Origin of the sequence: Escherichia sp. MOD1-EC6021 (assembly GCF_002965245.1) — a bacterium.
Lineage (GTDB): Bacteria > Pseudomonadota > Gammaproteobacteria > Enterobacterales > Enterobacteriaceae > Escherichia > Escherichia coli_F.
On the sequence record NZ_PTRU01000023.1, the window covers coordinates 26871 to 49564 of the forward strand.

Annotated in this window: 26 protein-coding genes; 2 read left to right on the forward strand and 24 right to left on the reverse strand. The window is 49.2% G+C overall.

The window, feature by feature from the left end:
• Positions 1 to 79 precede the first annotated feature (79 nt).
• The 19 genes from traT to BEB54_RS21210 all read right to left on the reverse strand — a co-directional run bounded on the left by traT (position 80) and on the right by BEB54_RS21210 (position 17726).
• Entirely contained in the window at positions 80 to 880 is an 801-nt protein-coding gene (gene traT, locus BEB54_RS21120) for an IncI1-type conjugal transfer protein TraT (protein WP_001493813.1), read from the reverse strand.
• A complete protein-coding gene (traS, locus tag BEB54_RS21125; protein ID WP_001277255.1) occupies positions 864 to 1052 on the reverse strand; it encodes a putative conjugal transfer protein TraS in 189 nt (62 codons plus the stop codon). The genes traT and traS overlap by 17 nt, the downstream gene beginning before the upstream one ends.
• A 63-nt stretch (positions 1053 to 1115) precedes the next feature.
• Positions 1116 to 1520 carry an IncI1-type conjugal transfer protein TraR gene (gene traR, locus BEB54_RS21130; RefSeq protein WP_021497835.1) on the reverse strand — a complete coding sequence of 135 codons (405 nt, stop codon included), beginning with the start codon at positions 1518 to 1520 and terminating at the stop codon, positions 1116 to 1118.
• A gap of 50 nt (positions 1521 to 1570) precedes the next feature.
• Entirely contained in the window at positions 1571 to 2098 is a 528-nt protein-coding gene (traQ, locus tag BEB54_RS21135) for a conjugal transfer protein TraQ (RefSeq protein WP_001055569.1), read from the reverse strand.
• Positions 2098 to 2802, reverse strand: a complete 705-nt coding sequence (gene traP / locus BEB54_RS21140; protein ID WP_000801920.1) for an IncI1-type conjugal transfer protein TraP — start codon at positions 2800 to 2802, stop codon at positions 2098 to 2100. Before traP ends, traQ begins: the two co-directional genes overlap by 1 nt.
• On the reverse strand, positions 2802 to 4091 hold the full coding sequence (gene traO, locus BEB54_RS21145) for a conjugal transfer protein TraO (RefSeq protein WP_096976531.1): 1290 nt from the start codon (positions 4089 to 4091) through the stop codon (positions 2802 to 2804). The genes traP and traO overlap by 1 nt, the downstream gene beginning before the upstream one ends.
• 2 nt (positions 4092 to 4093) lie before the next feature.
• Positions 4094 to 5077 carry an IncI1-type conjugal transfer protein TraN gene (gene traN, locus BEB54_RS21150; RefSeq protein ID WP_001191877.1) on the reverse strand — a complete coding sequence of 328 codons (984 nt, stop codon included), beginning with the start codon at positions 5075 to 5077 and terminating at the stop codon, positions 4094 to 4096.
• A 10-nt stretch (positions 5078 to 5087) separates the two neighbouring features.
• Positions 5088 to 5780, reverse strand: coding sequence for a DotI/IcmL family type IV secretion protein (locus BEB54_RS21155; protein WP_000138550.1), 693 nt, complete (start codon positions 5778 to 5780; stop codon positions 5088 to 5090).
• The gene (locus BEB54_RS21160; RefSeq protein WP_001055900.1) at positions 5777 to 6124 is read right to left on the reverse strand and encodes a conjugal transfer protein; all 348 of its coding nucleotides are present in this window, start codon (positions 6122 to 6124) and stop codon (positions 5777 to 5779) included. The genes BEB54_RS21155 and BEB54_RS21160 overlap by 4 nt, the downstream gene beginning before the upstream one ends.
• Before the next feature lie 17 nt (positions 6125 to 6141).
• Positions 6142 to 9909 (reverse strand): LPD7 domain-containing protein, encoded by a 3768-nt coding sequence (locus BEB54_RS21165; RefSeq protein ID WP_096976533.1) that lies wholly within the window; start codon positions 9907 to 9909, stop codon positions 6142 to 6144.
• An 89-nt stretch (positions 9910 to 9998) separates the two neighbouring features.
• On the reverse strand, positions 9999 to 10550 hold the full coding sequence (locus BEB54_RS21170; protein ID WP_000014583.1) for a phospholipase D family nuclease: 552 nt from the start codon (positions 10548 to 10550) through the stop codon (positions 9999 to 10001).
• Positions 10551 to 10564: 14 nt separating this feature from the next.
• Positions 10565 to 10855, reverse strand: coding sequence for a hypothetical protein (locus BEB54_RS21175; RefSeq protein ID WP_001299214.1), 291 nt, complete (start codon positions 10853 to 10855; stop codon positions 10565 to 10567).
• Entirely contained in the window at positions 10852 to 12000 is a 1149-nt protein-coding gene (traJ, locus tag BEB54_RS21180; protein ID WP_001024972.1) for a plasmid transfer ATPase TraJ, read from the reverse strand. Before traJ ends, BEB54_RS21175 begins: the two co-directional genes overlap by 4 nt.
• Positions 11997 to 12815, reverse strand: a complete 819-nt coding sequence (gene traI / locus BEB54_RS21185) for an IncI1-type conjugal transfer lipoprotein TraI (RefSeq protein ID WP_000646098.1) — start codon at positions 12813 to 12815, stop codon at positions 11997 to 11999. Before traI ends, traJ begins: the two co-directional genes overlap by 4 nt.
• Positions 12812 to 13270: an IncI1-type conjugal transfer lipoprotein TraH gene (gene traH / locus BEB54_RS21190; protein ID WP_001079808.1), complete on the reverse strand. Its 459-nt coding sequence runs from the start codon at positions 13268 to 13270 to the stop codon at positions 12812 to 12814. The genes traI and traH overlap by 4 nt, the downstream gene beginning before the upstream one ends.
• A 394-nt stretch (positions 13271 to 13664) precedes the next feature.
• The gene (locus tag BEB54_RS21195; RefSeq protein WP_000977525.1) at positions 13665 to 14249 is read right to left on the reverse strand and encodes a histidine phosphatase family protein; all 585 of its coding nucleotides are present in this window, start codon (positions 14247 to 14249) and stop codon (positions 13665 to 13667) included.
• Between the two features lie 59 nt (positions 14250 to 14308).
• Positions 14309 to 15511, reverse strand: coding sequence for a conjugal transfer protein TraF (locus tag BEB54_RS21200; RefSeq protein ID WP_000976351.1), 1203 nt, complete (start codon positions 15509 to 15511; stop codon positions 14309 to 14311).
• 85 nt (positions 15512 to 15596) lie between these two features.
• Entirely contained in the window at positions 15597 to 16421 is an 825-nt protein-coding gene (traE, locus tag BEB54_RS21205; protein WP_001238939.1) for a conjugal transfer protein TraE, read from the reverse strand.
• 150 nt (positions 16422 to 16571) lie between these two features.
• Positions 16572 to 17726, reverse strand: coding sequence for a tyrosine-type recombinase/integrase (locus tag BEB54_RS21210; protein WP_001139957.1), 1155 nt, complete (start codon positions 17724 to 17726; stop codon positions 16572 to 16574).
• Between BEB54_RS21210 and BEB54_RS29415 the strand changes: the two genes are divergently transcribed.
• Both BEB54_RS29415 and BEB54_RS21230 read left to right on the forward strand, forming a co-directional pair.
• Positions 17725 to 18078, forward strand: a complete 354-nt coding sequence (locus BEB54_RS29415; RefSeq protein WP_001393368.1) for a hypothetical protein — start codon at positions 17725 to 17727, stop codon at positions 18076 to 18078. The two genes, BEB54_RS21210 and BEB54_RS29415, sit on opposite strands and share 2 nt — an antisense overlap.
• 134 nt (positions 18079 to 18212) lie before the next feature.
• Positions 18213 to 18461 (forward strand): hypothetical protein, encoded by a 249-nt coding sequence (locus BEB54_RS21230; protein ID WP_001349157.1) that lies wholly within the window; start codon positions 18213 to 18215, stop codon positions 18459 to 18461.
• On the opposite strand, the gene BEB54_RS21235 is transcribed toward BEB54_RS21230, so the two are convergent.
• The 5 genes from BEB54_RS21235 to BEB54_RS21255 are packed head-to-tail and all read right to left on the reverse strand — an operon-like array spanning position 18458 to position 22690.
• Complete coding sequence (locus BEB54_RS21235; protein WP_105282269.1) at positions 18458 to 19750, reverse strand: shufflon system plasmid conjugative transfer pilus tip adhesin PilV; 1293 nt, start codon at positions 19748 to 19750, stop codon at positions 18458 to 18460. The genes BEB54_RS21230 and BEB54_RS21235 overlap by 4 nt on opposite strands.
• Complete coding sequence (locus tag BEB54_RS21240; protein WP_001306767.1) at positions 19750 to 20406, reverse strand: prepilin peptidase; 657 nt, start codon at positions 20404 to 20406, stop codon at positions 19750 to 19752. The genes BEB54_RS21235 and BEB54_RS21240 overlap by 1 nt, the downstream gene beginning before the upstream one ends.
• Positions 20391 to 20951, reverse strand: a complete 561-nt coding sequence (locus BEB54_RS21245) for a lytic transglycosylase domain-containing protein (protein ID WP_000014117.1) — start codon at positions 20949 to 20951, stop codon at positions 20391 to 20393. The genes BEB54_RS21240 and BEB54_RS21245 overlap by 16 nt, the downstream gene beginning before the upstream one ends.
• A gap of 9 nt (positions 20952 to 20960) precedes the next feature.
• Positions 20961 to 21575, reverse strand: coding sequence for a type 4 pilus major pilin (locus BEB54_RS21250; RefSeq protein WP_000959785.1), 615 nt, complete (start codon positions 21573 to 21575; stop codon positions 20961 to 20963).
• Positions 21576 to 21592: 17 nt separating this feature from the next.
• Positions 21593 to 22690, reverse strand: coding sequence for a type II secretion system F family protein (locus BEB54_RS21255; protein WP_001208805.1), 1098 nt, complete (start codon positions 22688 to 22690; stop codon positions 21593 to 21595).
• Positions 22691 to 22694 lie beyond the last annotated feature (4 nt).

Here is a 22694-nt window from a genome sequence, read left to right on the forward strand (position 1 = left end):
ACTCCGGACTTACAGGAGGGAGGTTTGTGCAGTTTGATTTTTTTAATGCCACCCCGCGCTGGAGTGGCATGAAGAAAAATCAATCAACGTATTCTTTTTTGATGAATGAATCTGGTGTCAGAATCAGGGCAATCCCGTTCATTTTTTCACGCAGGGGCGAACGACCGGAAGGTGGATAGCGACGAAAAACGTCAGCGAAATCGGCTGGGCGGAAACTGCGGAATTTATCCTCAACCGCCAGTCTGTTTTGCATCAGTGCAGAGAGCGCTTCTCGTCCCCGCCGGACCCGGAACTTATCATTACTGAAAACTTCCTGTAATGAACGACGGTTAAGGGCCACGACCGTGGATGGATGAAGGTCGGGTAGCCACACCATAACGCCCTGTGCTGCGGCATAACCATTCAGTGAATGCCAGGCGTGGCAGAAAGCACATAAGCTGTAAGGCGGGCCGTCTTCATGAAACAGTTCCTGCTCTTTCTCTGACAACGGCTCTGTACTGGTGATTTCAGCTTTCTGTACATGGCGGAGTGAAAGACGTCTGGCAGACAGACGGGCCTGCTCAAGCGCCCGTTCAGCGGCTTTTACTGCCGTGTTGTACTTTTCCTTTTCGCCGGTTGCGACTGGTTCACCACGCTTTTTTAACTTATCCAGATGTTCTGTGGCCTTATTAAGACGAACTCGTGTGTCACTGATTGTGTCGGTAAGCTGTCTGAGTGGCCATGAGTCATCCAGTCTGAAACGGTGCCTGACGTTTTGCCGGCAGCAGATACATCGACCGGGCGTTGTTAATTCCGGTTCCGGTAACAGTGGCTCCTGTGTATGAACCACATCAATTTCTGGAAAGGGATACAACCACAAGTCTTTAATGCTGTGTTGCATGAGCAGGCTCCGTACTGGTGTAACGTTTCACGGCTTCCAGAATGATGTTTGCGATTTCATCGGAACAGCATTCTGCAAAAATGAATTCCTGATCGTCCCGACTGTCGTGGGCAATCACATTGCCGTTTTCTGTTCGTCGTAACGTTATGTGCTCCGGGCTCCAGGCAGACATATGTGCCTCCTTGTATTGCCGAACAGGAAGGGCACCGGATAAATGCCAGTGCCCTGGACAAGATTAGCCAATGGAAATTGTGGAAATCCCCAGCTGTTTCTGGCTGCGACTCATCATTTCAGGTCCGGCGACAAGTAGCGCCCCAATGACGATAGATAGAATGCAACCAGCCAGTCCCATCCCCCCTTGTTTCCCAACTTTTTTCAGCCCAATCAGGCCCCCGAGAAACAGAATTACGCCGATGAACTGCGCAATAGTCAGTGATGATGACTGTGCTGTTTTGGCACCTTGTTCGACATTGCGAACCATATCGGCAAGATCTCCATCGGCAAGAACGGCTTTGGGCAGCAACATCATGGGAATGAGCAGCAGGAACTTAGTCAGTTTGCTCCGGCATGACATTACAAACAGTTGTGCGTGGATAAATGCGGCGTACAGACGGGCCGCTACGACACGAATACGTGACATAGTTTCTCCTTAAATGGATATATCAGTGGTTTATATGAAGGTGAAAAAAATCAGAAGACGATTCCAATGCTTGCCAGCAGGGCATTGAGGACACGATCGATAAAGACCAGCAGGACGCCGGCAATAAATTTGACGTTTCCCTTACTGACGGATTCACTGGCACTCAGTGCGGTATGTCCATCGAGTCCGGCCTTGCGCCAGATGGATATCCCGTTCATTACAAATCCAACACCGGCCAGCTTGGCCAGCGACAGAACTGCATTTGCTGCGCCAGCAGCAGCGCCAAACGTCTGAGGTTGTACATATGCAATCGGGCCAAATGAGTCAGCCCTGAATCCCATTTGTACGCCTCCGGCGTTAATCATTGCCGGGAGTGATACGAGCATGCAGCTGGTTAACATCCCCGCAATAAATTTTCCGGGAGACATTTTTACCGGACCGGCTGAACGGGCGCGGGCAAACAGGGTAATCATGCTGATCACCCCGATGAATTCTCCCCAGGTAAACAGGAAATCCATTCCGGCACTGAAAATACTGCTGGCAAAGTTCTCAATGGCGGTCAGGGCATCCATGTTCATCAGCGTAACGTCCCTGCACTGGTGATGATGGTCCGGGTAGTCGGATCAATCCGCTGGATCACCACATTGCCCAGCGTCTGACCTTCTCTGACAGCCCAGGTACTACCCTGCCAGCGAATCCAGGCCATACCAGTTTCCATCGACATGATTTTCATTCCGTTAAGTACAGACGACGTTTTTTTCTTTGCTGGATGCGGTGTGGAAGAGGATTCAGTGACGCTTTTCTGTGTCATTATTCCGTTCAGGCGGCTCCGGATATCATCCAGCTGACGGCGTGTTTCCTGTGCGTATTCTTCATCCTTTTTTATAGCTTCGCCCAGCTTGTTAATGCTGTCGTGAAGCATATTCAGTGTTGCCTGAATTTTTTCATCGCGGTTATCCAGCTCTGTTTTTACATCCCGGGCAAGCTGGCTCATATCTTCTCCTGTCCGGACAGTCATAGTCTCAGTGGACTGAACGGAAGGTGATGATTCTTGTGTGGTTTGCCAGGTCTGTACGCCAGCATCCGCATCATTAAACGGAGGCATGCCTGTTTCCGATGGCGCTCTCAGGAACAGATACCATATGGCTGCGAGCAACACGACTGCACATAGCCCCCATGTTGCTACAGATATCCCCCAGACGGAACGTTTCCAGAAGGGGGCGGGTTTCTCTTCGGGTTCACCGAAGCTGCCGGTTTCATCTATTTCTGTTTCAGGTTTCATTATGGTGTCTCCGGTTGTTCATCATACCGACGTTGCATCACAGCTTTTCTTTGCTCCATGGCTGTCTGCATTCGTGCCTGCGAGCGTTGTTCCGCCTGTGATGTACGATTAACTGAAGGGGAAATGCCACTGGAAAGGGAAGATGACCTGGCGTCGTTTGTCATTACCGGGTCAACAAACAGAATTGATACGACTTCATGCTGATACACTTCTACCTGTTTATAGGGCTCACTTTCTGCCTGGCGGGTTAATATCTGACTTCCTCTTTCCGCCATACCACCGGCAATAACGCCCGCAACAGCTTCACCACTGGGCATTCCCACGCGTCCGGTAACCGTGCCATAGTTACCCTGAATAACCTGCGTGTTGGCATCTTTATAAAGTGTGCCAATACTGCCCACACCTCCTAACACTGACGGCAGAATGATATGTTTAAACCAGCGTGTATTCACATTGCTGGCCACGGATGACATCAGGTTGTCTTCCCGTTGAGCATATGCATTGACCTTAAGGTCCATGCCGTTCCAGCTCATCCGGTCGAAATGGATCTCCACGCCGTTACCCACCAGTTTGACTCCCGGACTGAACAGCGTTGCCCCTGCCCAGGGGCCAGCGGGAATGGTTGCGATAACCTTGGATGACGGGTTATCAGAATCCACTGCAGTATCAATATATGCCGGTATACGGGTCAGGGCAGGTATCAGTTGTATCCCTTTTTCTGCTACAGGCGTGGACAGGCTGGCATTCTGTAATGCGAATTGCTGCGTACCATTCAGCCCTGTTGTTTCTGCCGGAGATTTATTCCACATAGTCGTTGCTATGGTTGGTGTACTACCGGCAGGATGCTGATCTTTTATTCTTACAATCAGCTTTTGCAGCCGTTCCATACGCTTTTCACTGGCTGCTAGCTCCTCCTGTGGTGTGCCGGAAGCCTGGCGATAAGCATAGTTTTCCGGTTTTGCTGCAGGCTGTTGTTGCTTTTCCGGAGTGTCCGGAATATCAAGCCCCTGCGGAAGACTGGCAATGAACGTCTGATTATTGCGGGCTGCCGCCGCAGCCCCTCGTTCATTATCCGCTCTTAACAGTTCACGATAGTGAGGCGTTTCGGTAACGCTGCGCGTACCGCCACTTGCAGCACTGTTTATGTTCACGGCTGACTGCATATCGCTGTTACTCCCTGATAGTTTGGAAAACGCGATATAGCTGCCGCCAAATAAGATGATGCTGCTCAGCCCAAGCAGGGCAGCCAGTTTCTTTCCGGATTTACCGGCATCCTGTTCAGCACTCATGATTACTCCAGTTCTGGTGTCACGTGAACGGACTGGCCATTCACAGAGAAAGTCAGTAGTGGGGTGACGGGAAGCTTCCAGAGATGAGTTCCGTCGGCAGAGGACAAGGTCTGTTCAAATTCATCGCGCAATATCGCCCGGGAACGAACCAGAAGGTCATCGCCGTGTTGCCAGATCGTTGTATCCGGGACATTACCTGTGAATTTCAGCCTCTTAACTGAAGGGTCCCGGGGAGGAATACCATCCAGAAATGCCTGTAATGTTGCGTCATGCAGGGCGATTTTATCCGTCGGGATGGAGACAACCGGGCTGGTTGGTCCCTGCCGTGGTATTCGCAGATCCAGACGACTGTCCATTTCCTGACTGGATGACGGCGTATCTGTTTCGCCACTGGTTACGTTCAGGATGACCGGTACCGACAGACCTTTCAGGTAGACAGAAATGTTTCCGGATGCCCATGGCCGCAATGGTGTGATTGTCACCATGTTCTCGTTGTACTGCACATCAAAGAGTTTTGGTGCCGCGTTATAAGGAGGATCGGATTGTGGCCATGGTGAACCGTTGATATCGGTAAATGTCACTACGCTCAGGTTGTTCATGGCTGTGCGAACAAGAGGAAGGCTGGCACCGGGGGACAGATTAACTGTCAGAGAGCTGATACGGGGTACAACACTGGTGATGGGCGCATTGATGGCCCGCTCGTTATCCGCCATGAGACTGCGTAGTGAGCGAATCTCATCGGCGGAGAGCTCAGAATCAAGTCTTGCCGCATCCTGTACCAGCGGGCTGGCCTGCCCGGGGGCAGGCAGCTCACCTTTTACCAGTGTTGCCGGAACACCTCCGGTGTTTTGGGAGGCGTTCTGAACGTGATCGCTGGCAGAATTTGTCGTTTGTGGTGTGCGTGCGTTCTGCCATCCTGCGTTATCTGCAGACGTGGCGGCGCTGCACACCAGGAGCAGTGTGCTCAGTAAATAACGTGATTGCATATTACTTATCTCAGGAGTTCGGTCCGGCGTTACGGGAGATCATCTGCCGGATTTCCATACCGGATGGTTTCAGTCTGGGGTCAACACGCTGGATGGTGATTTCGAAAACAAAAGACTGTTCTGGCTTGCTGGTTGTCTGGCCGACCAGACGCATACGGACAGGATACTGAAATGTCCAGAACCATACGCCGTCGGACATTTGTCCCTGTCGTACCAGAACGCCAGCGCCTGTCGTGGCGGTCAGATTCATCTTCTCTTTCTTGATCGTCTCCAGAATGTTAGATGCCTGTAATGCATTCACATATCCGGCAAAACCTTCGTCAGAAAAACGCGGAGACAGAGAGGAAATCTGTGAACGATAGTGCACAAAATCCAGGTTGAATGCGGTCGCCAGTGCTTGGCTGCCAAAGGCCATTGCGTCATTCTGACTCCATGCTGGCTGATTTGTTGGTGCCAGCCTGACCAGACGACCATTGTCTGTAGCGAAATATTCGCGCTCCACATTCGTTGAGTGCCAGTACTGAATGGCGTTACCAGTAATACTGATAAGAAGACATGTGCCCGTACATAAAAGCGCTTTTATCAGCGCAGGGACATTATTTGCCCGCTGTTCTGACTGCTTCATAGCCCTGATTGTGCTCTTCAGTATTTCCGGGTCAGGTGCCGGATGTGATGGCGAGGATGGCTCGGTATTTTCGGTCATAGGTTGTAGTCCTTCCAGGGATCAATATTCCCCGGCAGCTTTTCATTCACCTTGTCCACGACCGCGTCGCAGACCTGGTTTTCCAGCTGCGACAGAATGTCGTCAAGGCTGGGGAACTGGGGGAGGTTTATGCTGATTTTTTTGATTCGTGACAGACAGGACTGCAGGGATGAGGAAACATCGTTTTCACGTTGTGACCATGCATCCGCAGCTGCACGTGCTCGCTCATATCCTGTATTACTACCGGCCTGTGCCGCGCTACCCGCACGACAGGTTGCAGCACTTGCCGTGGATGAAATCAGGATAAGGCCGAGCACGGCAACCAGAGACTTATGCATGTTCATATGGCTTCCTTACCGGCTCATCGGCCGGGGCTGTGGGAGAGATCCTGATGCAGAGTTTTTTCCTGCCTGTCCTCCGGCTTTTGGCTGTTGGACCACTGCTGCCATGACTGCTCGAAGCCCAGGTTCCGGTACAACGCATCAGGTTGTTTTTCCGGCGTGTAGACAGCAGCAAAAAGCGGTTCTTCCCGGGTTTTCAGATGAAACTGCATAAGCTCCGGTGCGGGGCGATTCGTGCTGTCAGCATCGTGGTTTACCGCTTCACCATAACCTGCAAAGCGTAAACCTTTGTCGGTCAGCGCATTGATAACCAGCTGACTGTTGTCGGCTGATGGGGTGGCCAGTGCCGGATACAATGTGCCGTTCAGCCGGACCACACCCTGCAGATGTTCATCGGCACTCTGGACAAGTAGCAGGTTGAGTTCACGCGTATCCTTATCCACTGATCCCAGAACAGGTGTCAGCTTGTCAGGGGCTGCGCTGGTTATTTCTGTTACCTGATTTGCGTTCTGTGGCGCGGAGACCGGATGTCGGTCTTCACCGATAAACAGATGTGAGCCGACGTTTTCTGGCATACGTAACGCTTTCATCTCTTCGGGCCACCCCTGGCTGATTTGCGCAGCCACTTTCATAAAGGTTTCGACCGGAATCGCCTGAATACGCTGACCTTTATCCGGATTATCATGTGATACCGAGATCCCGTTGGTAACTGACTCCATGGACCACTTATTCCGGAAACGTGCTTTTTGCTCTCCCGGGAGGATGAATTGTTCGCGGTTCTGAAGTGTCAGTGTCACCACGTCACCTTTCTGATGGTTTTTGACCAGACTTTCCAGTTGCTCCCCCCAGTAGAGTTTGCTGCCACTGCGGTTTTTAAGCTCAACAAAGAAACTCTCTCCTTTGCCGGGTGCATATTCCGCACGACCAAAATTGTGCAGTACGGCAGTCACGCTCTCTCCCGGGCGAAGTTTTCCTGGTGGTTCTTCACCTTGTGCCGCATCTGCCGTTTTGCCAGGTTCAGCCGGTGATGATGCAGGGACGGTGCTGACGGTTGATGCTTCAGGGGCTACTGGGGACGCCGGGGATTGTGTGGCTTCTTTTTCCTGAACAGGGTCTGGGACTGCTGGTTGTTCAGGGGTATTCCGGTTAAGTTCCGGTGTTGGCTTATGGGTGACAACAGTATCCTTACCGACAGCCATTTCCTTGCGTAATTTTTCGAGCGCCGCTCGCTGATCCGGGAATTTCATGCGCACTTTGATGTTGTGCTCGATGATCAACTGCATCGCTTTTTGCTTAAAGGCATCACTGCCCGTCAGCTCAATGACACCACCATAGAAATCAGTGGCCACAGCAAGTGCAGCCAGAACACTGCGATCGTCATTGCTGGCACCGTTGACCATTTCCAGCCGGTTTACCCGGTCAATGAAGGCAGGTTTGCCATCCAGTTTGTACAGGACGGTTCTGTCTGCTCGTTCTTCACCTTCCAGCGATTTAATGATTTCGTCCAGATTGAGCGATATCGGTGCATCAGGGCGTTCCGGGGCGTAGACAATACTGTCAGGTGCCGGTGTGGTCGTTGTGGTTTCCGGTGAGGGCGTGGGATCACTGTTCTCATGTGCCTGTGAATCCGTTTTTTTACGCGTAAAAAAGCCACGCGCTTTGTCGAGAAACGATGAAGTATTATCAGAAGGTGATGTGCTCTGAACAGGTTGCTGTGGAGTGGGTTCATCCCGGACAGCCGGTTCTGCAGTATCTGTTGTGGCCTGAAGTTCTGACTCATCTGCCTGAACGTGGTCTGTGTCCGGTTGCGACGGCATATCACTGTTTTCCTGCAGATGCTCAGGATTTTCATTGTTCATCAGCTCCTGATATGCGCTGTAGTTTTCGTATTCTTCGGGGCCATCTGACTCAGGAAGGAACGGCTCTGGCTGAAGGGGAATGTCTTCAGTTACATGGTTGACCGCCTCTTCCCGGGGAGTATCCGGGGATATTCCGGTGCTTTGTTTGTCATCAGGCTCCGTCATCACGGTCATTTCCTCTTTGACTGCATCAGGGGAAGGTGATGGCTCGGCTGATTCATTCATGGTTTCAGATGAGGGACTGTCTTCAGGGGATGCGGGGGCGGCAGCAGGGGCCGGTATTTCAGGTGAAGTGCCGGATTCCTGTTGTGACTCGTTTTTTTCCGGTTGTGACAGTTCGGCTTCAAATTCACGCCAGTCTTTATCTGTGGCCACCGAGACAACTTTTTCCGGAGGTTCCGCCGGATGAGCGGGTTCATCAGGGGCAGATGCCGTTGTACTTTCCGGGGACGCCGGTGATTCTGCAGGGGAGTCCTGAACTACAGAGCTTTCCGTTTGCGCCTGAACGTTATCAGCGTGCCGCTCATCTTTGCCGTTATTTTCAGTGGCGTGACTGGTAAATGACTGTGTTTCATCAGCAATGTTACTGCTGGAAGCAGCTGGTTGTTCCTGCTGCGTGGCGGACGGCAGAGAAGGTCCCTGGTCATGGCTGTGCCCTGTATCGGGTGATGTTTCAGGATATTCTGTCGGAGTCATGGTTTTTTCCTCAGTGTGGACCGGTGTAAAAACGAGGTTGCCGATCACCAGTGCCTCGCGGATTTCCGGGGTGTTACTGTTGGGGGTGGAAACCCCGATGTGTTCTAACTGGGCGTTGATGACATGCTGAAAAGCGGCCCGTCCCCGGCTTGCGTCCAGGTCATTGAAATCGGTCAGCCCCTGCGCTTTTTCGGCATCGGTGAACGCAGGAAAGATGACCGATCCTCCTGTCAGTTCTGCGGCTTTTGTTGCACTGACGATACCTTTGTTAACCCGGATTGCATGATCGTTGTCGGCACAGAAGATAAAGGGGCTTTGCGTCCACTTTTGCCGGGCATTTTCGGCAACGGCAATCATGTTGCCTCCATCCACCGTCATCAGTACCGGAAGGCCCGTGGCTTCGTGCAGGGAGGCCGCAGTGGCATAGCCCTCGGCAAACAGTACCGGCTGACCGTTGCGCGGTGTGCCCAGCGCAAACCAGTTACCGGTTTTCTCTGAATCTTTCAGGATGCGGGCATCCTTCCCCCCGGTGACCGGAATACGCTGGTAAGAGCGTATCGCGCCGTTACGGTTACTGAAGGGAATAACCAGTTCATTTTTGTTGTTTACCCGCACCCCCGGTGCAGCCTGAATGCCTTTCCGGGTCAGGTATTCATGTGCTGTGGCCTGCGGCCATTTGTTGACATAGCGGCGGGCATACGCGGCCTGTCGGTTGTACTGTGCTTTCAGTTCCCGCTCCGCGTCCTCCCTGCGTTGCATTGAATGCGCTTTCAGGTGGAGTCTTGCGCGGGGATCTGTCTGTTCTCCGCCGGAGAAGGTCCAGGTGATCGGCGAATCATCCGCGCTGCGATAATCCCTGTACCAGCCGGCAGGTCTGCCGTCCAGGAATCCGCGATATGCGCCACTTTTTTGTCCTTTTTTGTCATCGGCGGTCGGGACACGGTGGATTTTCCCGTCCATGACCGGCAGTTCTTTCAGAACCAGTCCGGCATTCTCCAGAACCTGGGCAAACTCGGTGACCGGATCACTGCCGTTCATGGAGACGTCCTGTGGCCGGGGCAGCCAGCGGTCCAGCCTGGACAGGTCCGCCCCCGGGCGGGCGAACCAGAGTTTGTGCTCCTTGTCCCAGATGACGGGCGTGTGCCCGTTCATCGGGGGATGTGCTTTTTTGAGATCTTCTATTTCATCTGCAGGCACGGCAAGCCAGGTGCGGTAGCGGGATACAGACGGCATGAGTGCTTCTCCTGAAAAAAGACGGAAAAAAACCACCGCCGGAAGCCGGGGGTGGCTGGGGGGATAGAAAATCGGGGGAGAAATGTTTGTCAGGGTTTCCAGTCTGTACCCTTATTCCAGCGATCCTGCCAGTGTTCAAGATATTGTGCGGCTACATCCGGCATATTCTTGAGCACAACGACATTCTCTGAATTCTTGCGTGCAGCAGCACGAGAGAAGTTATAGGAGCCAGTTTCAACCGTGTTTCCGTCAACAATGATGACTTTGTCGTGATGGATGGGGAAGGCATCTACAGTCCGGAGAGGAATGTCCAGCAGGTTGATATATTTCATCGCTTCCTGACTTGCCCGGTTCGTATTCCCCTTGTCATCAACAACAATACGGACGTCCACTCCGCGTTTTTTCGCTTTTGCCAGCGCATGCATTACATCCGGGTCGGTGAAGGAATATGCCATCATCCTGATGGAGCTTTCCGCACTGTTGATTGTGTCAAGCACCAGAGCGGATGCGCTTCCTTCAGGAGAAAAGCCGACCTTCACGGATGGCGTGTCGATCATTGCAAACGATGGTGTCGTGAACAGTAACGGGCATGCCAGTAGCGATACCCGGAGCAGAGTAACGATAGTTTTTTTACCTGACATAAAGACTCCAGAATTTAATCGAGGCCAGTCCAGTCTCGTGGTGATTCCGTATGGTGGCGATACCACCATGGACGACCGGAGGCGATGGCCCCTCTCAGAATGCTGAAAATGCGTGTACAGATAGTCCTGACAGTCCAGCCTGAACGGTCGAGAATAACGAAAAATAAAATGATGCCGGTGCAAATCCAGAAGGTTGTTTTGGAGGGAAAGGGGCATATAAACAGATAAATCATGGTGAACGGCAGAGGTACGCCCTGGATGTTGACTGGCGGTGTTGCATATCGCCAGAAACCTTCTCTTTTCATGACCGTAACTCCCCTGGCGGGATAAAAAGAATCGCTTCTCTTCGGTCAACTTCATTCCGGATATACATTTCCAGAATCTGGTCCCGGATACGGCGCTTCTCCTGCCGGATTATGGCATCAATGTGATGCCCCCACTCTGCATGCGGCATTCCGGAAAGATTGTCGCGAAGCTCATCGTTAATGACGATATATTCCCGGACGGCTTTACGACCACCGTCATTTGTTCTGACCAGAACCTGAACCAGAATGAACTGCAACAGTGACAGGACAGCCCAGGCCATCGAATCCCTGATGACAGGGGGAAACAGCCCAAGAAGACGTGCCAGCGTTTCACCAGGAGATTTCGTATGCATGGTGCTCAGGCAGTAATGCCCGGTGTTGCCTGCCTGTACCGCTGCGTCGGCGGTTTCGTTATCCCTGATCTCACCAACACCGATAATTTCGGGATTACGTCGTACAGCAGAACGCAGTCCGGCAGCAAAACTGACCACATCACGCCCGATTTCTGCCTGATGCGGTGGGAGCAGATCGTTTTCATTTCCCAGGATATATTCCACCGGGTCTTCATATGTCACGATTTTGGCGTCGGGGAAATTGTCCATAATGTAACGGTACAGTGCTGAACACAGCGTTGATTTTCCTGACCCGGTTTCACCACATACAAATCCCAGACCGCTTTTGCAGACCATTGCTTCAAGCAGGTCTGGTTCAATGTTCATGGAGAGAATGTCCGGTATTTCTGTCGGGATGACACGCATGGTTATTGAGATTGCTTTCTCCTCCGCACCAGATGTGCCCTGAATGAGGTGAGAGCGTAACCGGATGCGTTCTCCGCGTTTAAGACCATAGCGCCCGGATGCATCCCCGTTAATCTGTATCGTCCTGTCAACCGGATTGCCTGCCAGAACGCGGGGAATGACTTCCCGACCGAACAGTTCATCAATCAGGGAGGACATGAGTGTGGTTGGTAACGTTGCACTGGAACAACGCACCCGTCGGCCAAAGCGACTGACAGATACAGGTGACCCGCCGGTCAGATCCACATCACTGACTTTATGTGCGGCACACCAGACAAAGAAATGCCGTAGTTCATCTGCAGTGAAACGCTGAAACGGAAAAAGACCAAACTCATCAGGAATATTCATCGGGAGCCTCCTTCAGTGCCTATAAGCGGACGCCAGTGAGATTTCTGAAGATTGAATTCCGCATGATTTTTAAGGCGACGAACACGATCTCCAGTGACCAGTTTTTTCCCGTCACCTGTAACGGTTTGCATTTGATCAGAAACATCCGGACGGGTGATCATGCCCTGACGCCAGAGAAGTGAGTACAGCATCATGCCCCGGTAATCACGGGTGAGGGTTTTCTGGTTGGCTTCAAGCGTCAGGTCGGCGTTTTGTCTTCCTTCCTGCCATCCCTGCCGTAATGCGGTTTCCCACACTTTTCGTTGCACGCTGTCTTCTGGAACGACGCTGCCTTCTGTACCCGGAGTGGCTGTTGTTGAAAGCCCCCGGAGAAGCCAGTCACGCCAGCCCGGTGGATTGCTGACAAAGCGTTCAGGGCGAATGATGGTCCAGACCCGGGAAGAGGTCCGGATTTGATCTGGCGTGATATGAGCTACGTCCTGTGCTTCATCAATAACCGGTGGTAGCCAGCCTTCCGGGCTAATCAGTGGCCGGAAATCGTATAAGGCATTAAGTGTGCTTTCCCGGGCGTTGAGCGCCTGAATCAGCTCCCATGAACGCTGAGCCTTGCCACCACGAAATCCAAGCGTTTTACCTGCGTCGGTCAGCATTTTCCAGCGTGTTTCTGACAGACTATCCGGCTTTTCACTTCGTGGTTTAAGCCATGCATTAATGTCAGGTGGTGGCGTATTGACACCACCTGGCGAGATGGTAGGGGAAGAAGAACAACCAGTAAGCAGTATTACTGGCAAAAGGAGAGAGGTGAGTGCTTTCATTTTTTCCGGTTCTCCGGCTGCATGAAGCTGACCTGTAACAAGCCCGGATATTGATGGATTGTTGCTCTCCAGGCTGTCTGGGCTTCAATAAGTCTCAACGTATTGGAAAACGTCATATCCCGGACGTGAAGGTTGACTGGTAACGGCAGGCGGACACCATTGTAGTTAAACTGCATCCCCCTGACTCTGGCCAGTTCGTTCAGTAATTCAATTGCATCACCTTCCCAGTCAAAGGAAAGGCGATCGCTGTTAGCTGTCAGAAGATGAGACCCCGTTGAAACCGGAAGTTGGCCGGAAAATACACCTTTGTCCCATAATGTGTACTGAGTGTGCCGGGTAACCGCCACATCAGAGGCAGCACCGTAGTTACGCGGAACAGGAGTATGCTGAGAAGGGGAGTTGCAGCCAGCCAGAAAAAGGGCGGCAAGACACCCCGCAGGTATAATACGGTTCATAATAATTCCTGAGCAGTTAAATCAGAATGGGATATACCGGTGCTCCGGTACAGACAGGATGATGTTTGTTTCCGGCTATACTTGCGTTACCGGAAATAAATGCCAGTGTGGCCAGGTAAATAGCCTCATAGTTTACTGAAGGTGATTATTCCTGATACTGGCTGGTTGATGTGTCGTCAGACATAAAACGAATATGAGCGTAATCTTTAACGCTCCGCGCCGAATCGATCCATGATGGATGACTCGACGATTTATGAATCGAACGTACCGGCGCTTGTCCCTGAAACAGTTCCCGGCCCTCGTCCGGATAACCTGCAATTCAGACAGGCACATGTGCCCGTACACTCTTGTATCTTACTGAGTATATCAGAATTTATGTAAATTCAAATATCCTCTATGCCTCTTTGTTGTATTTTCCGTCAAGTATGAGCCGGGTACCATCGTAATGCATGATCAGGGCATCAAGGTACGCCGGTTTGAATTTCTTGCCGAGCCTATCTCTGGCCAGAAATGATAAACAATGATTATGTGTCATTATTACTATGTTCCTTTTATGAGATTCTCTTGCGATTGATTCAAGCGTCTTATAAAGATCATTATTGCAGTCTGATAAACTGTCCATAACGACGGGTTCTTTACCGGAGAAGAATTTTGCAGTTTGTATGGTTCTTACCGCATTGCTGGAGTAAATATCATATTCACTGAAGATTGTTGCGAACTTAATACCTTCCTGCTGTGCTTTCTCTGTACCGGTAATAGTGATTCCGCTCTTATCCGAATAACAGGGCATATCTGAACGGTCGCAACGTTCTCCATGGCGGAAAAGGAAAATAACGGTGTTATCAGCATTCATTTCTTTTGCCTGTTCCAGGGTGATATCGGGAAGCGAGCTTTTTGCTTTTGTCACTGCAGCTACCAGGAAAACAGAAAATAAAAGAATGAATGCTGTTTTTGAATAAGAAGAACGTGGTTTCATCATGTTATTTAAACTGAATATAAAAATACCCCCGGGTTTAGTGCCGGGGGCGGGGACAGTAATCAGAAAGTGAACTGAAGTTGTGCCATTGCACCGTAATCGTGGTCAGTTCCTACCAGGCCGGAAACATCGATATGTACGACGTCAAATGGAGAGATACCAACGCCAGCGGTGAAGGCGCTTCCGGAGTTTGATGCCATGTTCTGACGATAACCGGCACGCAATTGCGCCCATTTCCATGCGTTAAATTCAGCACCAACACTTGCAAACTGACGTTTGCTGTCAGAAGTGAAGCCACTGGCAGGAGTCAGATCAATGTCAAGAGCAGTGGTAAACAGGTCATTATGCCAGGATACACCGGCGGTTGCCTGCGGACGAACTTTGAAGGTTTCTTTAAAGCCATTGACGACTTTAGTATCAATACTGCGTGGAATGATGTTCTGGGCAACAAGACCGACAGTCCAGTTGTCATTCAGGTCTGTATAAGCACCAATATCGGCGTTGAATCCGTTTTTCGTGTTGTGGTACTTGTCACCGTCAAAATCGTCTTTGTCGTAATCACGAACCGTTACGTTGTAGTTAAACAGGTCCACACGCTGATATTTTGGTGTGACGCCAAGAGACCATTTTTGTCCGGCCGTTTCCAGTTCTTTGGCAAATGAAATTCCGACGTCGGTAATTACAGCTGCACGCCCGAATGCGCGTGAGGTCAGGGCATTCTTATCGACGTCGGTAATTGTTCCATTGGCAACTTTGTCCAGATAATCCAGGTCTGCATCGTTTACTTTTCCGTTTACGCTGACAGTTCCGTAAGACTTGACCATAAGGGCAAACGGCAGAGTGTCATTTGCCATGGCTGCTACAGCTGATACACCTACCTGAGCATCTGCATTGATATTGCGGAATTCCTGCAGACGATGTTTAAGATTTGCCGCTGCCTGTTGTACGCCATGCTGGTTATCTACAGCACTGTCAAACAAATCCCAGTCATCTTTAACATCATCAGCTTTATTTGATACATCATCAGGATCAGCAACTTGTGCCCCAACAGACGGCAGAAGAAGGCTGAAATCATCATTGCTGTTGTGCTTTGTCAGTAAAGCCGGGTTTGCCAGAGGTGCCACACCATAATGGGAAGATGCTACCCCGGTGCCACCCATTGCATCGTTACGCGCTTCAAAATATGACGTCGCTGCTGCAGCGTTAAAGGAAAATAATACAGCAGATGCAATGATGGTGCGGGTAATATGATTTTTCTTCATCATTTAATTTCCTGTTTATCAGAATTTAGACAAAACAACGCTATGACACGGATGTGCCGTAATTTTTTACTTTGGTACTATCTGGTATTTACCAGGGTAATAAAGACGTATTAAATAAGCTAACAGGTAGTATTTGCCCTGTAATAAGGTTCCCGGCAAGGCCAGGTCTCAACGTGACGCGTCGCAAAGACATTGTTGTATTCTGCCTGGTTGTATATTCAGTTAACCATTTTCTTTTTTCATCGTTCAGAAGTGTTGGTGATAATGATAGTGCCGGATATATTACAGAGCCATTTATTTCTTTTTTCTGTCTCAATATTACCCCGCAATATTCTCTTTTCGTGTTTCCTGCGAAGGGGAAACTATGCCAGAAAATAACTTCAGTGTTGCTGCTATCACTAATAAGCATTCTGAAATTATCAGCAGTATCTGGCCATTCACCGGACAACGCTATCGGATAGTTTTCATGGCCATTCAGCCAGTCCGGATTGAGATTAAAACATTCAGCAAGATGTTCGAGAGCGTCAGCTGAAAGATAGTCTGCAAGTCTGGCCGGGTCCTGTATAACCGTGGAGCGGATATTCCATGGCGACAGCAATGTTGCCAGTAATGGCGCATTTATATCATGCGACAGCATGATGTATTCAATTCTGCTTATTATGTTTCCTGTGGTGTTATCCGCAGGCATAAACATATTATGAAGAGCATCCTCAAGCAGGATTCGGGTTAAATCAGCGGTGGATATGGCTAATTGTTCGCTCATTATCCCCAGAACTTCTCTTACCCCTTGGGGGTAACGGACCTGCAGAGGTGTCGGGTTTATCTGACGACCGTTGATGAGTTTTTCGCCGATTGCTTTTTTGTCCAGCGAGAGCATCATTCGGGCCGCAATACCGGTCGTATTCAGTCTCATTGTTCCTCCGACTGAAAAAGTCTTTTCAGCTCATGTGGTTATTGTATCTTCGGTGTTTTTTCTGGTGAAACGAATAATTTCGATCATGCAGATCGAATGTGTTTGGCGAGTTGTTGCAACTCGCCTTTCTGTATGTGTTTTGAATGATGTTTACAGCGGGGTGCTGCCCGGGTTCAGAGGGCAAATCATAATGTAGTCAGGGTCGTTAACAGGTAACGCTCCGGGAGATGGGACACGTTCGCCTTTCTGTGCTGCAATGGCCAGTGTACGCAACAAAACCTCACTGGCGCGGTGAACTGCTTCCTCTTTCGTTGTGGCAGTGACGTGAAGGTTATCAAAATCACCGATCTCAATACGATGCGCTTTCTGCCCATTTTCTTCATCGATGGTCGTGATATGGGCAGGATACGGCACAAACCATGCTGCCACTTTTTGTGTCTGCCGCCGGCGGGCATCAAGTTTACTGACCAGTTGCCATGCACGAAGATGAGTATACCGTTTCAGCATATTCATGGAACGATGTCCTGATATTGCAGCAATCTCCATTACATTCAGGCTACCCAGTTCGAAGAAGCGGCTTATTGCTTCATGCCGTAGATCGTGAAAATGCAGGTCCTCGATGCGAAGTCGTTGTGTGGCTATTCTCCAGGCATTTTTAAAGCCGGATGCGGTGTAATCAAAAACATTGCCGTGGAGATTAACGGGCATCATCTGAAGAAAGTTACGGGCACGTCTGGACAGAGGAACATCCCGTGAGTGACCGTTTTTGGTTTCAGGTAAATGAGCCACACCGTGGCGCAAATCAATGTGCTCCCAACGTAAGGCCAGTATTTCGCCCTGCCGCATGGCTGTCTCAAGGGCAAGATGGAAAATGACATACAACATCAGATTTTTTTCGCGGAAATAGCGAGAAAGGCGACGTTCTTCTGAAGACGTTAGCCGGCGATCTCGTCCCGAGGATACTTTCGGCTTGCGAACCAGTTCAACCGGGTTAGTACGACAGGTTCCCCATTCAACACGAGCAATATTGAACAGAGATGACAGAAGGGCGAGTTCAAGACGTACAGTATTACCTGTAATGGGTTTACCCGTTCGGGGGTTGATTTCTGCTAAACGAACGTCTCTGTATGTAGCAATATCAACGGTTGTTATTTCGTCCATATTCCGAAGGGCAATGGGATATCGCTTGATAACATTGCTCCGGTAAAACTCCTGTTGATGCCCTTTCTTGTGAACAGAAACTGTTTTCAGGTACTTATCCAGTGCGCGTGACAGGGACATTTTACGGATGCGTGGAGACGGCATGCTAACCTCAAAAGAGGCAAAAAATAATGCCAACAATCATTCTCTGCAAGCGTGCCAATCCGGTACTTGGCGTAAAAGCAATTCTGGTAGTACGGTGATAACTGGTCGTATAGCAAATGGTCAGCAAATACCGCTGCCAACAGGATTTTCTGCCAGTCAGTGCTCATGGAGTGTGAGCAATGCAGAAAACCCTCAAGGTTGGAAGCCGAATTACTTTGCAGGATCAGTTGCAACTTATGATGCAAATCGAATTGTTAAATGTGGTTTTTATGATGAATACAATTTCCATAAAGGGACATTTAGAGCTGATTTAACCGGAAAATGTAGTTATGTCGTCGCGTGTCAGAACTGAGATTAAATTGCTGGCGCTGCTGGCCTACGTGCCAATCCGGTACGTGGAAGACTTCTGGTTCGCTCAATGGTTCTTACACAAACTTAGGTTCACATAGAGGTTCATTCTCAGGGCGGAATTCAGGGGGCAGTACATTGTTTATTTATGCATCTGGAGGTAATGGAGGATCTGCCGGAGGTGCATGTGCAAATACATCCCGACTGCAGGGATATGTTGGTGGGACGCTAATTAGCGTGAATGCCAGCAATAACCCTGCATATGGAAAAACAGCCTTTATCAGCTTTGCTGTACCTGCAGGTACTTCCTATCAGATAACATCCTATCCAACAGAAAATACATCATGTGGTGCCGGGGTATTTTCAGTATTTGGATATCAAACTTAATTGAGCGTTACACACGACGCAATACAACCTGTCTTATGCTCGTATTTGTACCATTTGCGTGAGCCTGCTGGGCTCTCAACTACCTGGCAGTAGTGGGCATCCTCTGCGTTGCCCATTCTGGCAATGGCACAGAAGTCGAATTGCCCCAGATAACCTATGGTGGAAAGCTGAGTAACTTTGAGTTTTCCACCTATTGTCCCCCACGTACCGGATTGGCACGAAAGTATTGCCCCTGTATTATCGCGGCCTACAAGGCCGTTAGGCGAACATGATGCGCCAGCAACGGCAGTTCTTTCCAGTTGTAAGTATTCACCAGTATAAAGGCGACCATCAGCCCGAACAGTACCGCCTTTCACCTGACCGCCGGTATAGATGCCCTTGTTGTTTACACTTCGAACCCATGATCCATCGGACATATAAAATCCGCCACCGTGAGTTTCATTGAGCCAGCCTTTACTATTACGAGTAATTAACCAACCATTATTACTTCTGATATCACCGCCAGCGGTGACATTTACGTCAAAGTTTCCGCTATTGCCTTTTACCTGACCGCTGAAAGTGCCATTTACACCATTCACATTGCCGCTGAAATTACCTGTCTGGGCATTTACTGCCCCAACGTTATTCAGGTTATTTGATCCCATATCAATGGCCGTGTGCATTTTGTTTAAGTCAGGGCGACCATTGACCTGGAATCTGTAAAGACGATCAGTGTCTTCAGCTGCACCACTAAGTTCATCTGTCGATAACAATACGGCAATATGCCCGTTACCGCTTTTGGCACCATAATTACTTAAAGCTACTGACCAGGAACGTAATGCACCTGTGGCTGTTTTGCCGTCCTGGATATATCCACCAAGACCAGTGGTAATATCCTTAGCCATCTGGATAAGTGCTTTCACTGGATAAGGTGTGCCACCACTGGATACAACCATTGCCTGTAGTAATTCCGGGTTTTGGGCGTTTCGAACCACATATGCCTGTAACCGCTGCCCCTCGCTGTTTGTCTCAGTAAACCCGCTGGACAAAAAGCCGGTATTTTTCAGCATGGTTGTCGTGATAACGGCAGGAGTTGTTGTGGTACTACTGCCCTGGAGAGTCGTGTAGTTTTTCCCTATATAAGAGCGGGCCGCACTGGTCCAGTTGCTGACAAGACGTGCTTCAGTTTGCCATCCTTTTGTTTGAATATAGTCCTGCCATATGCCCGCTCCCCAGGCAATCAGGAGCATAACAATCAGTAAAGCCGCGCCAGTTTCCAGCGATGCCCAGCCTCGGTCATATTTTTTCATCAGATTACCCATAGTGGTTGATAAAGATTATCCAGCAGCAAAAGGACATGGCCAAAACATAGCCATGGACCCAGAGGGCCTTCTTTATGCCCTTTTATGCACCATGTTGAATGCCATAAGACAAATCCTCCTGTGCCCAGCAACACACACCATATGGCGTTATATAACCCTGACCATGCGGTAATACCCGCAATAAGCCACAGGTCTCCAGTGCCAATATTAAGACGATGGCGGTTAACTAATTTATGAAGACAGAATAAGACAATTGCAGCAGTGGCAAATTCTGTTGTACGGAACCACCATATATCAGTCGTGATTTGCGATAGCATTCCTGCAATTAAAAAACGCTGTGTGAATGTTCCTGGTAATAAACCTGTCAGTGCATCCGTTACCGCCATTTGCAGTATGAACGAAAGAATAAGGACAGCATGAATACGGTAGAGCAGTGGTGATGATGATAAAATAATTAACGCCACAGCTATACTGTATAGCCATATTCCTGACAGAACAGCAGGGTGTGTCTTATACCAGAGATGTCCCGTATCAGATAAAAAATGACGAACTCTGAATAGCAGAGTTCGTCCAATAATGGAAAATGTGAACATCAATGGCAGTATATAAACAGGGGATAGACTTATGCCTACGATTGTCTGCATTGCCTGCCTCCCTGTCCGGGAAGACATATCCCTTTCATGTCACGATAAATTCTCCATATTTTATTGGCATATTGCTCTCTTGTTTCATGTCTGTCCTTACGGAATCCGGCATTGTATGACCCAAGGCAATTCCAGCTGACGCCACATATCTGAAAATGTCTTGCCAGTATCCAGCTTCCTATATGGATATTAAGGCATGGTTTGGTAATTAAATCCTCAGACTTTTTTATTACGCCCATATTTACCAGCTTTGGAATATGGGTTGAGTTTATTTGCATCAACCCATAATCCGTGCTACTGGCTTTACCTGTTTTTTTGTCCTTATTTATATTAATTGCGCCCGGCCTCAACGAAGATTCCCCGGCAGAAATAGCCTTCAATAATAATGGTTCAATTTGATAGCGCGCGCCGGCAGCGGCAAAGCAATTGTCCCACTTGTTGGTCCAGATCTGTTTGGGAGCTACGTATGAAGCTCGGGCGGGTGGAATAAGAGAAAAAAGCAGGATTAATGAAATAAGTCTGAGGGGTACTGTACCCCCTGACATTAAAACTCCTTAACCATTGATGGTGAAGATAAGTTTGTTTGTACCAGTGCTGCCATTATCTGCCTTGCATTGCGTACTGGCTTCTTCAGTAGTGACTTTTCCATCACTGTGAGCAGTACTGTTCAGGGTAATGCCGTTAGTTAAACCAGTTTTACTGATTCGTGTGGCAATCTGGATACAGGCATCCTGTGGGACTTTATCATAGGTAACGGTAAAACCGTTGTTGAACCCTGATGTTGAAGCCGGGGCAACAGTTACAGCACCGCCCCATGCGTTATAGAGCGTTGCTGTACCAGATGTTTTGTCGCCCTGTACGGTCATCCCAGAGGGAATGACACCCATCTGAATGAGGGCACCTGTCATTTTGGCACTGCTGGTAAATGTATATCCATCGCTACCTTTTAGCAGGCTCTGGGCACTTGTGATAATTGTTTGTATATTTGCGGTTTCAGTTGCCACATTGGCTCTTGTACGCAACGCATACAAACTACCCAGAACAACGACTATAACAAAAAGAACAACGAGCGCTATTGTTCCCTGCTCCAAAATTGCCCATCCTTTATCATGAGGCTCATTCTTCTTATTATTTCCAGTTAAAGTGGTATTAATATTTTCTACTAACATAAATATCCTCGTTTTGTTTAAAAGTTACCCATGCTGTTGTCACTAATAGACTGAATATCCATAATGGCAAAAACCAGTAACATGAGAGACATGACAAGAAATATCAGCATAATTAAACGAATCACGTTTGCCCGTTTCTTTACACGTTGAAGTGTTTGACTAAGCCATCGTTGACCATAATTGCTGATTAGCTCTGTTGCGCCATCTCCCTGTAATAAAGACAGGAAGTTGGCTGCTTCCCTGGATGGGAACTGATAACCGCACTGACGCAAAGCCAGTCCAAGATGATCCCCCTGGCGGACGCGGTAAATAATGCTGTCAAGACGTGTGCTTAACCATGGTGATGCAAACTCCTGAAGAATGTTTAGCGAGTTGAGCGTCGTCATTTTGGCTTTCAGAAGTGCAGCCATATTCAGGAGAAATGTTGCTCCCTGTATATCCTGATAAATACTCCATGGCATTATCTTGTCGGCAAAAGTACGAACACTGTCAGGGCTTTTCCAGTTTGGCAGAGACCATGATATTAAACCTGTGATCACTGCAAAAAGAACTGCACATATAGCGCCGTAATTATCGACAAAAACAGATAATCCATAAAGAAAACCAAGAGCACCACTCCATGAATCGGGGGAGCTTATTTTGCTCAGTTCAGGTATTAGCTCTGTATTCAGAACATATAATGTCCCCGTCATCATGATTAACAATCCCACCGGATAAATAGCCATTTGCCATATAGCCTGATGGATTTGTTCTTTTGCATCTGTAAGAGTGGTGGCGAATTGCAGTGCATCCACAATTGAACCACTTCTTATCCCGGCGCTGATTACTGCGGCCTCTTCCTGAGGAACCCATAAACTAAGAGTATATTCCAGAGAGTTTTCGCCACTGTTTTCACGAAGAGACTCAATGCAGTCTGTGGCCAGTTCAGCAAAGGGATGCCATTTTCGTCCAAAGTCTGTCCAGGCATCCCGCATCTGTTCCAGTGCGGTCTTTAATGGCTGTTTATTTTCCAGCAGAAAACGCAGGGCTTCGTAAAACTGCACCCTGTAGGGGGCGCTGAACGTTTTTCTGACAATGAAACGCCTCAGCCGTTGACTGAAATTCATTTCACGCATGTTG

Excerpts from the sequence above, each read along its gene's own strand:
- traH (WP_001079808.1), bottom strand. The coding sequence starts at position 13,270 with ATGAACCGTATTATACCTGCGGGGTGTCTTGCCGCCCTTTTTCTGGCT.
- BEB54_RS21250 (WP_000959785.1), bottom strand. The coding sequence starts at position 21,575 with ATGTTAGTAGAAAATATTAATACCACTTTAACTGGAAATAATAAGAAG.
- BEB54_RS21210 (WP_001139957.1), bottom strand. The coding sequence starts at position 17,726 with ATGCCGTCTCCACGCATCCGTAAAATGTCCCTGTCACGCGCACTGGAT.
- BEB54_RS21170 (WP_000014583.1), bottom strand. The coding sequence starts at position 10,550 with ATGTCAGGTAAAAAAACTATCGTTACTCTGCTCCGGGTATCGCTACTG.
- BEB54_RS21165 (WP_096976533.1), bottom strand. The coding sequence starts at position 9,909 with ATGCCGTCTGTATCCCGCTACCGCACCTGGCTTGCCGTGCCTGCAGAT.
- traR (WP_021497835.1), bottom strand. The coding sequence starts at position 1,520 with ATGTCACGTATTCGTGTCGTAGCGGCCCGTCTGTACGCCGCATTTATC.
- traQ (WP_001055569.1), bottom strand. The coding sequence starts at position 2,098 with ATGAACATGGATGCCCTGACCGCCATTGAGAACTTTGCCAGCAGTATT.
- traI (WP_000646098.1), bottom strand. The coding sequence starts at position 12,815 with ATGAAAGCACTCACCTCTCTCCTTTTGCCAGTAATACTGCTTACTGGT.
- traE (WP_001238939.1), bottom strand. The coding sequence starts at position 16,421 with ATGAGACTGAATACGACCGGTATTGCGGCCCGAATGATGCTCTCGCTG.
- BEB54_RS21160 (WP_001055900.1), bottom strand. The coding sequence starts at position 6,124 with ATGAACATGCATAAGTCTCTGGTTGCCGTGCTCGGCCTTATCCTGATT.
- traJ (WP_001024972.1), bottom strand. The coding sequence starts at position 12,000 with ATGAATATTCCTGATGAGTTTGGTCTTTTTCCGTTTCAGCGTTTCACT.
- BEB54_RS21240 (WP_001306767.1), bottom strand. The coding sequence starts at position 20,406 with ATGCAGACAATCGTAGGCATAAGTCTATCCCCTGTTTATATACTGCCA.
- BEB54_RS21200 (WP_000976351.1), bottom strand. The coding sequence starts at position 15,511 with ATGATGAAGAAAAATCATATTACCCGCACCATCATTGCATCTGCTGTA.
- BEB54_RS29415 (WP_001393368.1), top strand. The coding sequence starts at position 17,725 with ATGCTAACCTCAAAAGAGGCAAAAAATAATGCCAACAATCATTCTCTG.
- traP (WP_000801920.1), bottom strand. The coding sequence starts at position 2,802 with ATGAAACCTGAAACAGAAATAGATGAAACCGGCAGCTTCGGTGAACCC.
- traO (WP_096976531.1), bottom strand. The coding sequence starts at position 4,091 with ATGAGTGCTGAACAGGATGCCGGTAAATCCGGAAAGAAACTGGCTGCC.
- BEB54_RS21155 (WP_000138550.1), bottom strand. The coding sequence starts at position 5,780 with ATGACCGAAAATACCGAGCCATCCTCGCCATCACATCCGGCACCTGAC.
- traN (WP_001191877.1), bottom strand. The coding sequence starts at position 5,077 with ATGCAATCACGTTATTTACTGAGCACACTGCTCCTGGTGTGCAGCGCC.
- BEB54_RS21245 (WP_000014117.1), bottom strand. The coding sequence starts at position 20,951 with ATGTCAGGGGGTACAGTACCCCTCAGACTTATTTCATTAATCCTGCTT.
- BEB54_RS21235 (WP_105282269.1), bottom strand. The coding sequence starts at position 19,750 with ATGAAAAAATATGACCGAGGCTGGGCATCGCTGGAAACTGGCGCGGCT.
- BEB54_RS21255 (WP_001208805.1), bottom strand. The coding sequence starts at position 22,690 with ATGCGTGAAATGAATTTCAGTCAACGGCTGAGGCGTTTCATTGTCAGA.
- traT (WP_001493813.1), bottom strand. The coding sequence starts at position 880 with ATGCAACACAGCATTAAAGACTTGTGGTTGTATCCCTTTCCAGAAATT.
- BEB54_RS21195 (WP_000977525.1), bottom strand. The coding sequence starts at position 14,249 with ATGATGAAACCACGTTCTTCTTATTCAAAAACAGCATTCATTCTTTTA.
- traS (WP_001277255.1), bottom strand. The coding sequence starts at position 1,052 with ATGTCTGCCTGGAGCCCGGAGCACATAACGTTACGACGAACAGAAAAC.
- BEB54_RS21175 (WP_001299214.1), bottom strand. The coding sequence starts at position 10,855 with ATGAAAAGAGAAGGTTTCTGGCGATATGCAACACCGCCAGTCAACATC.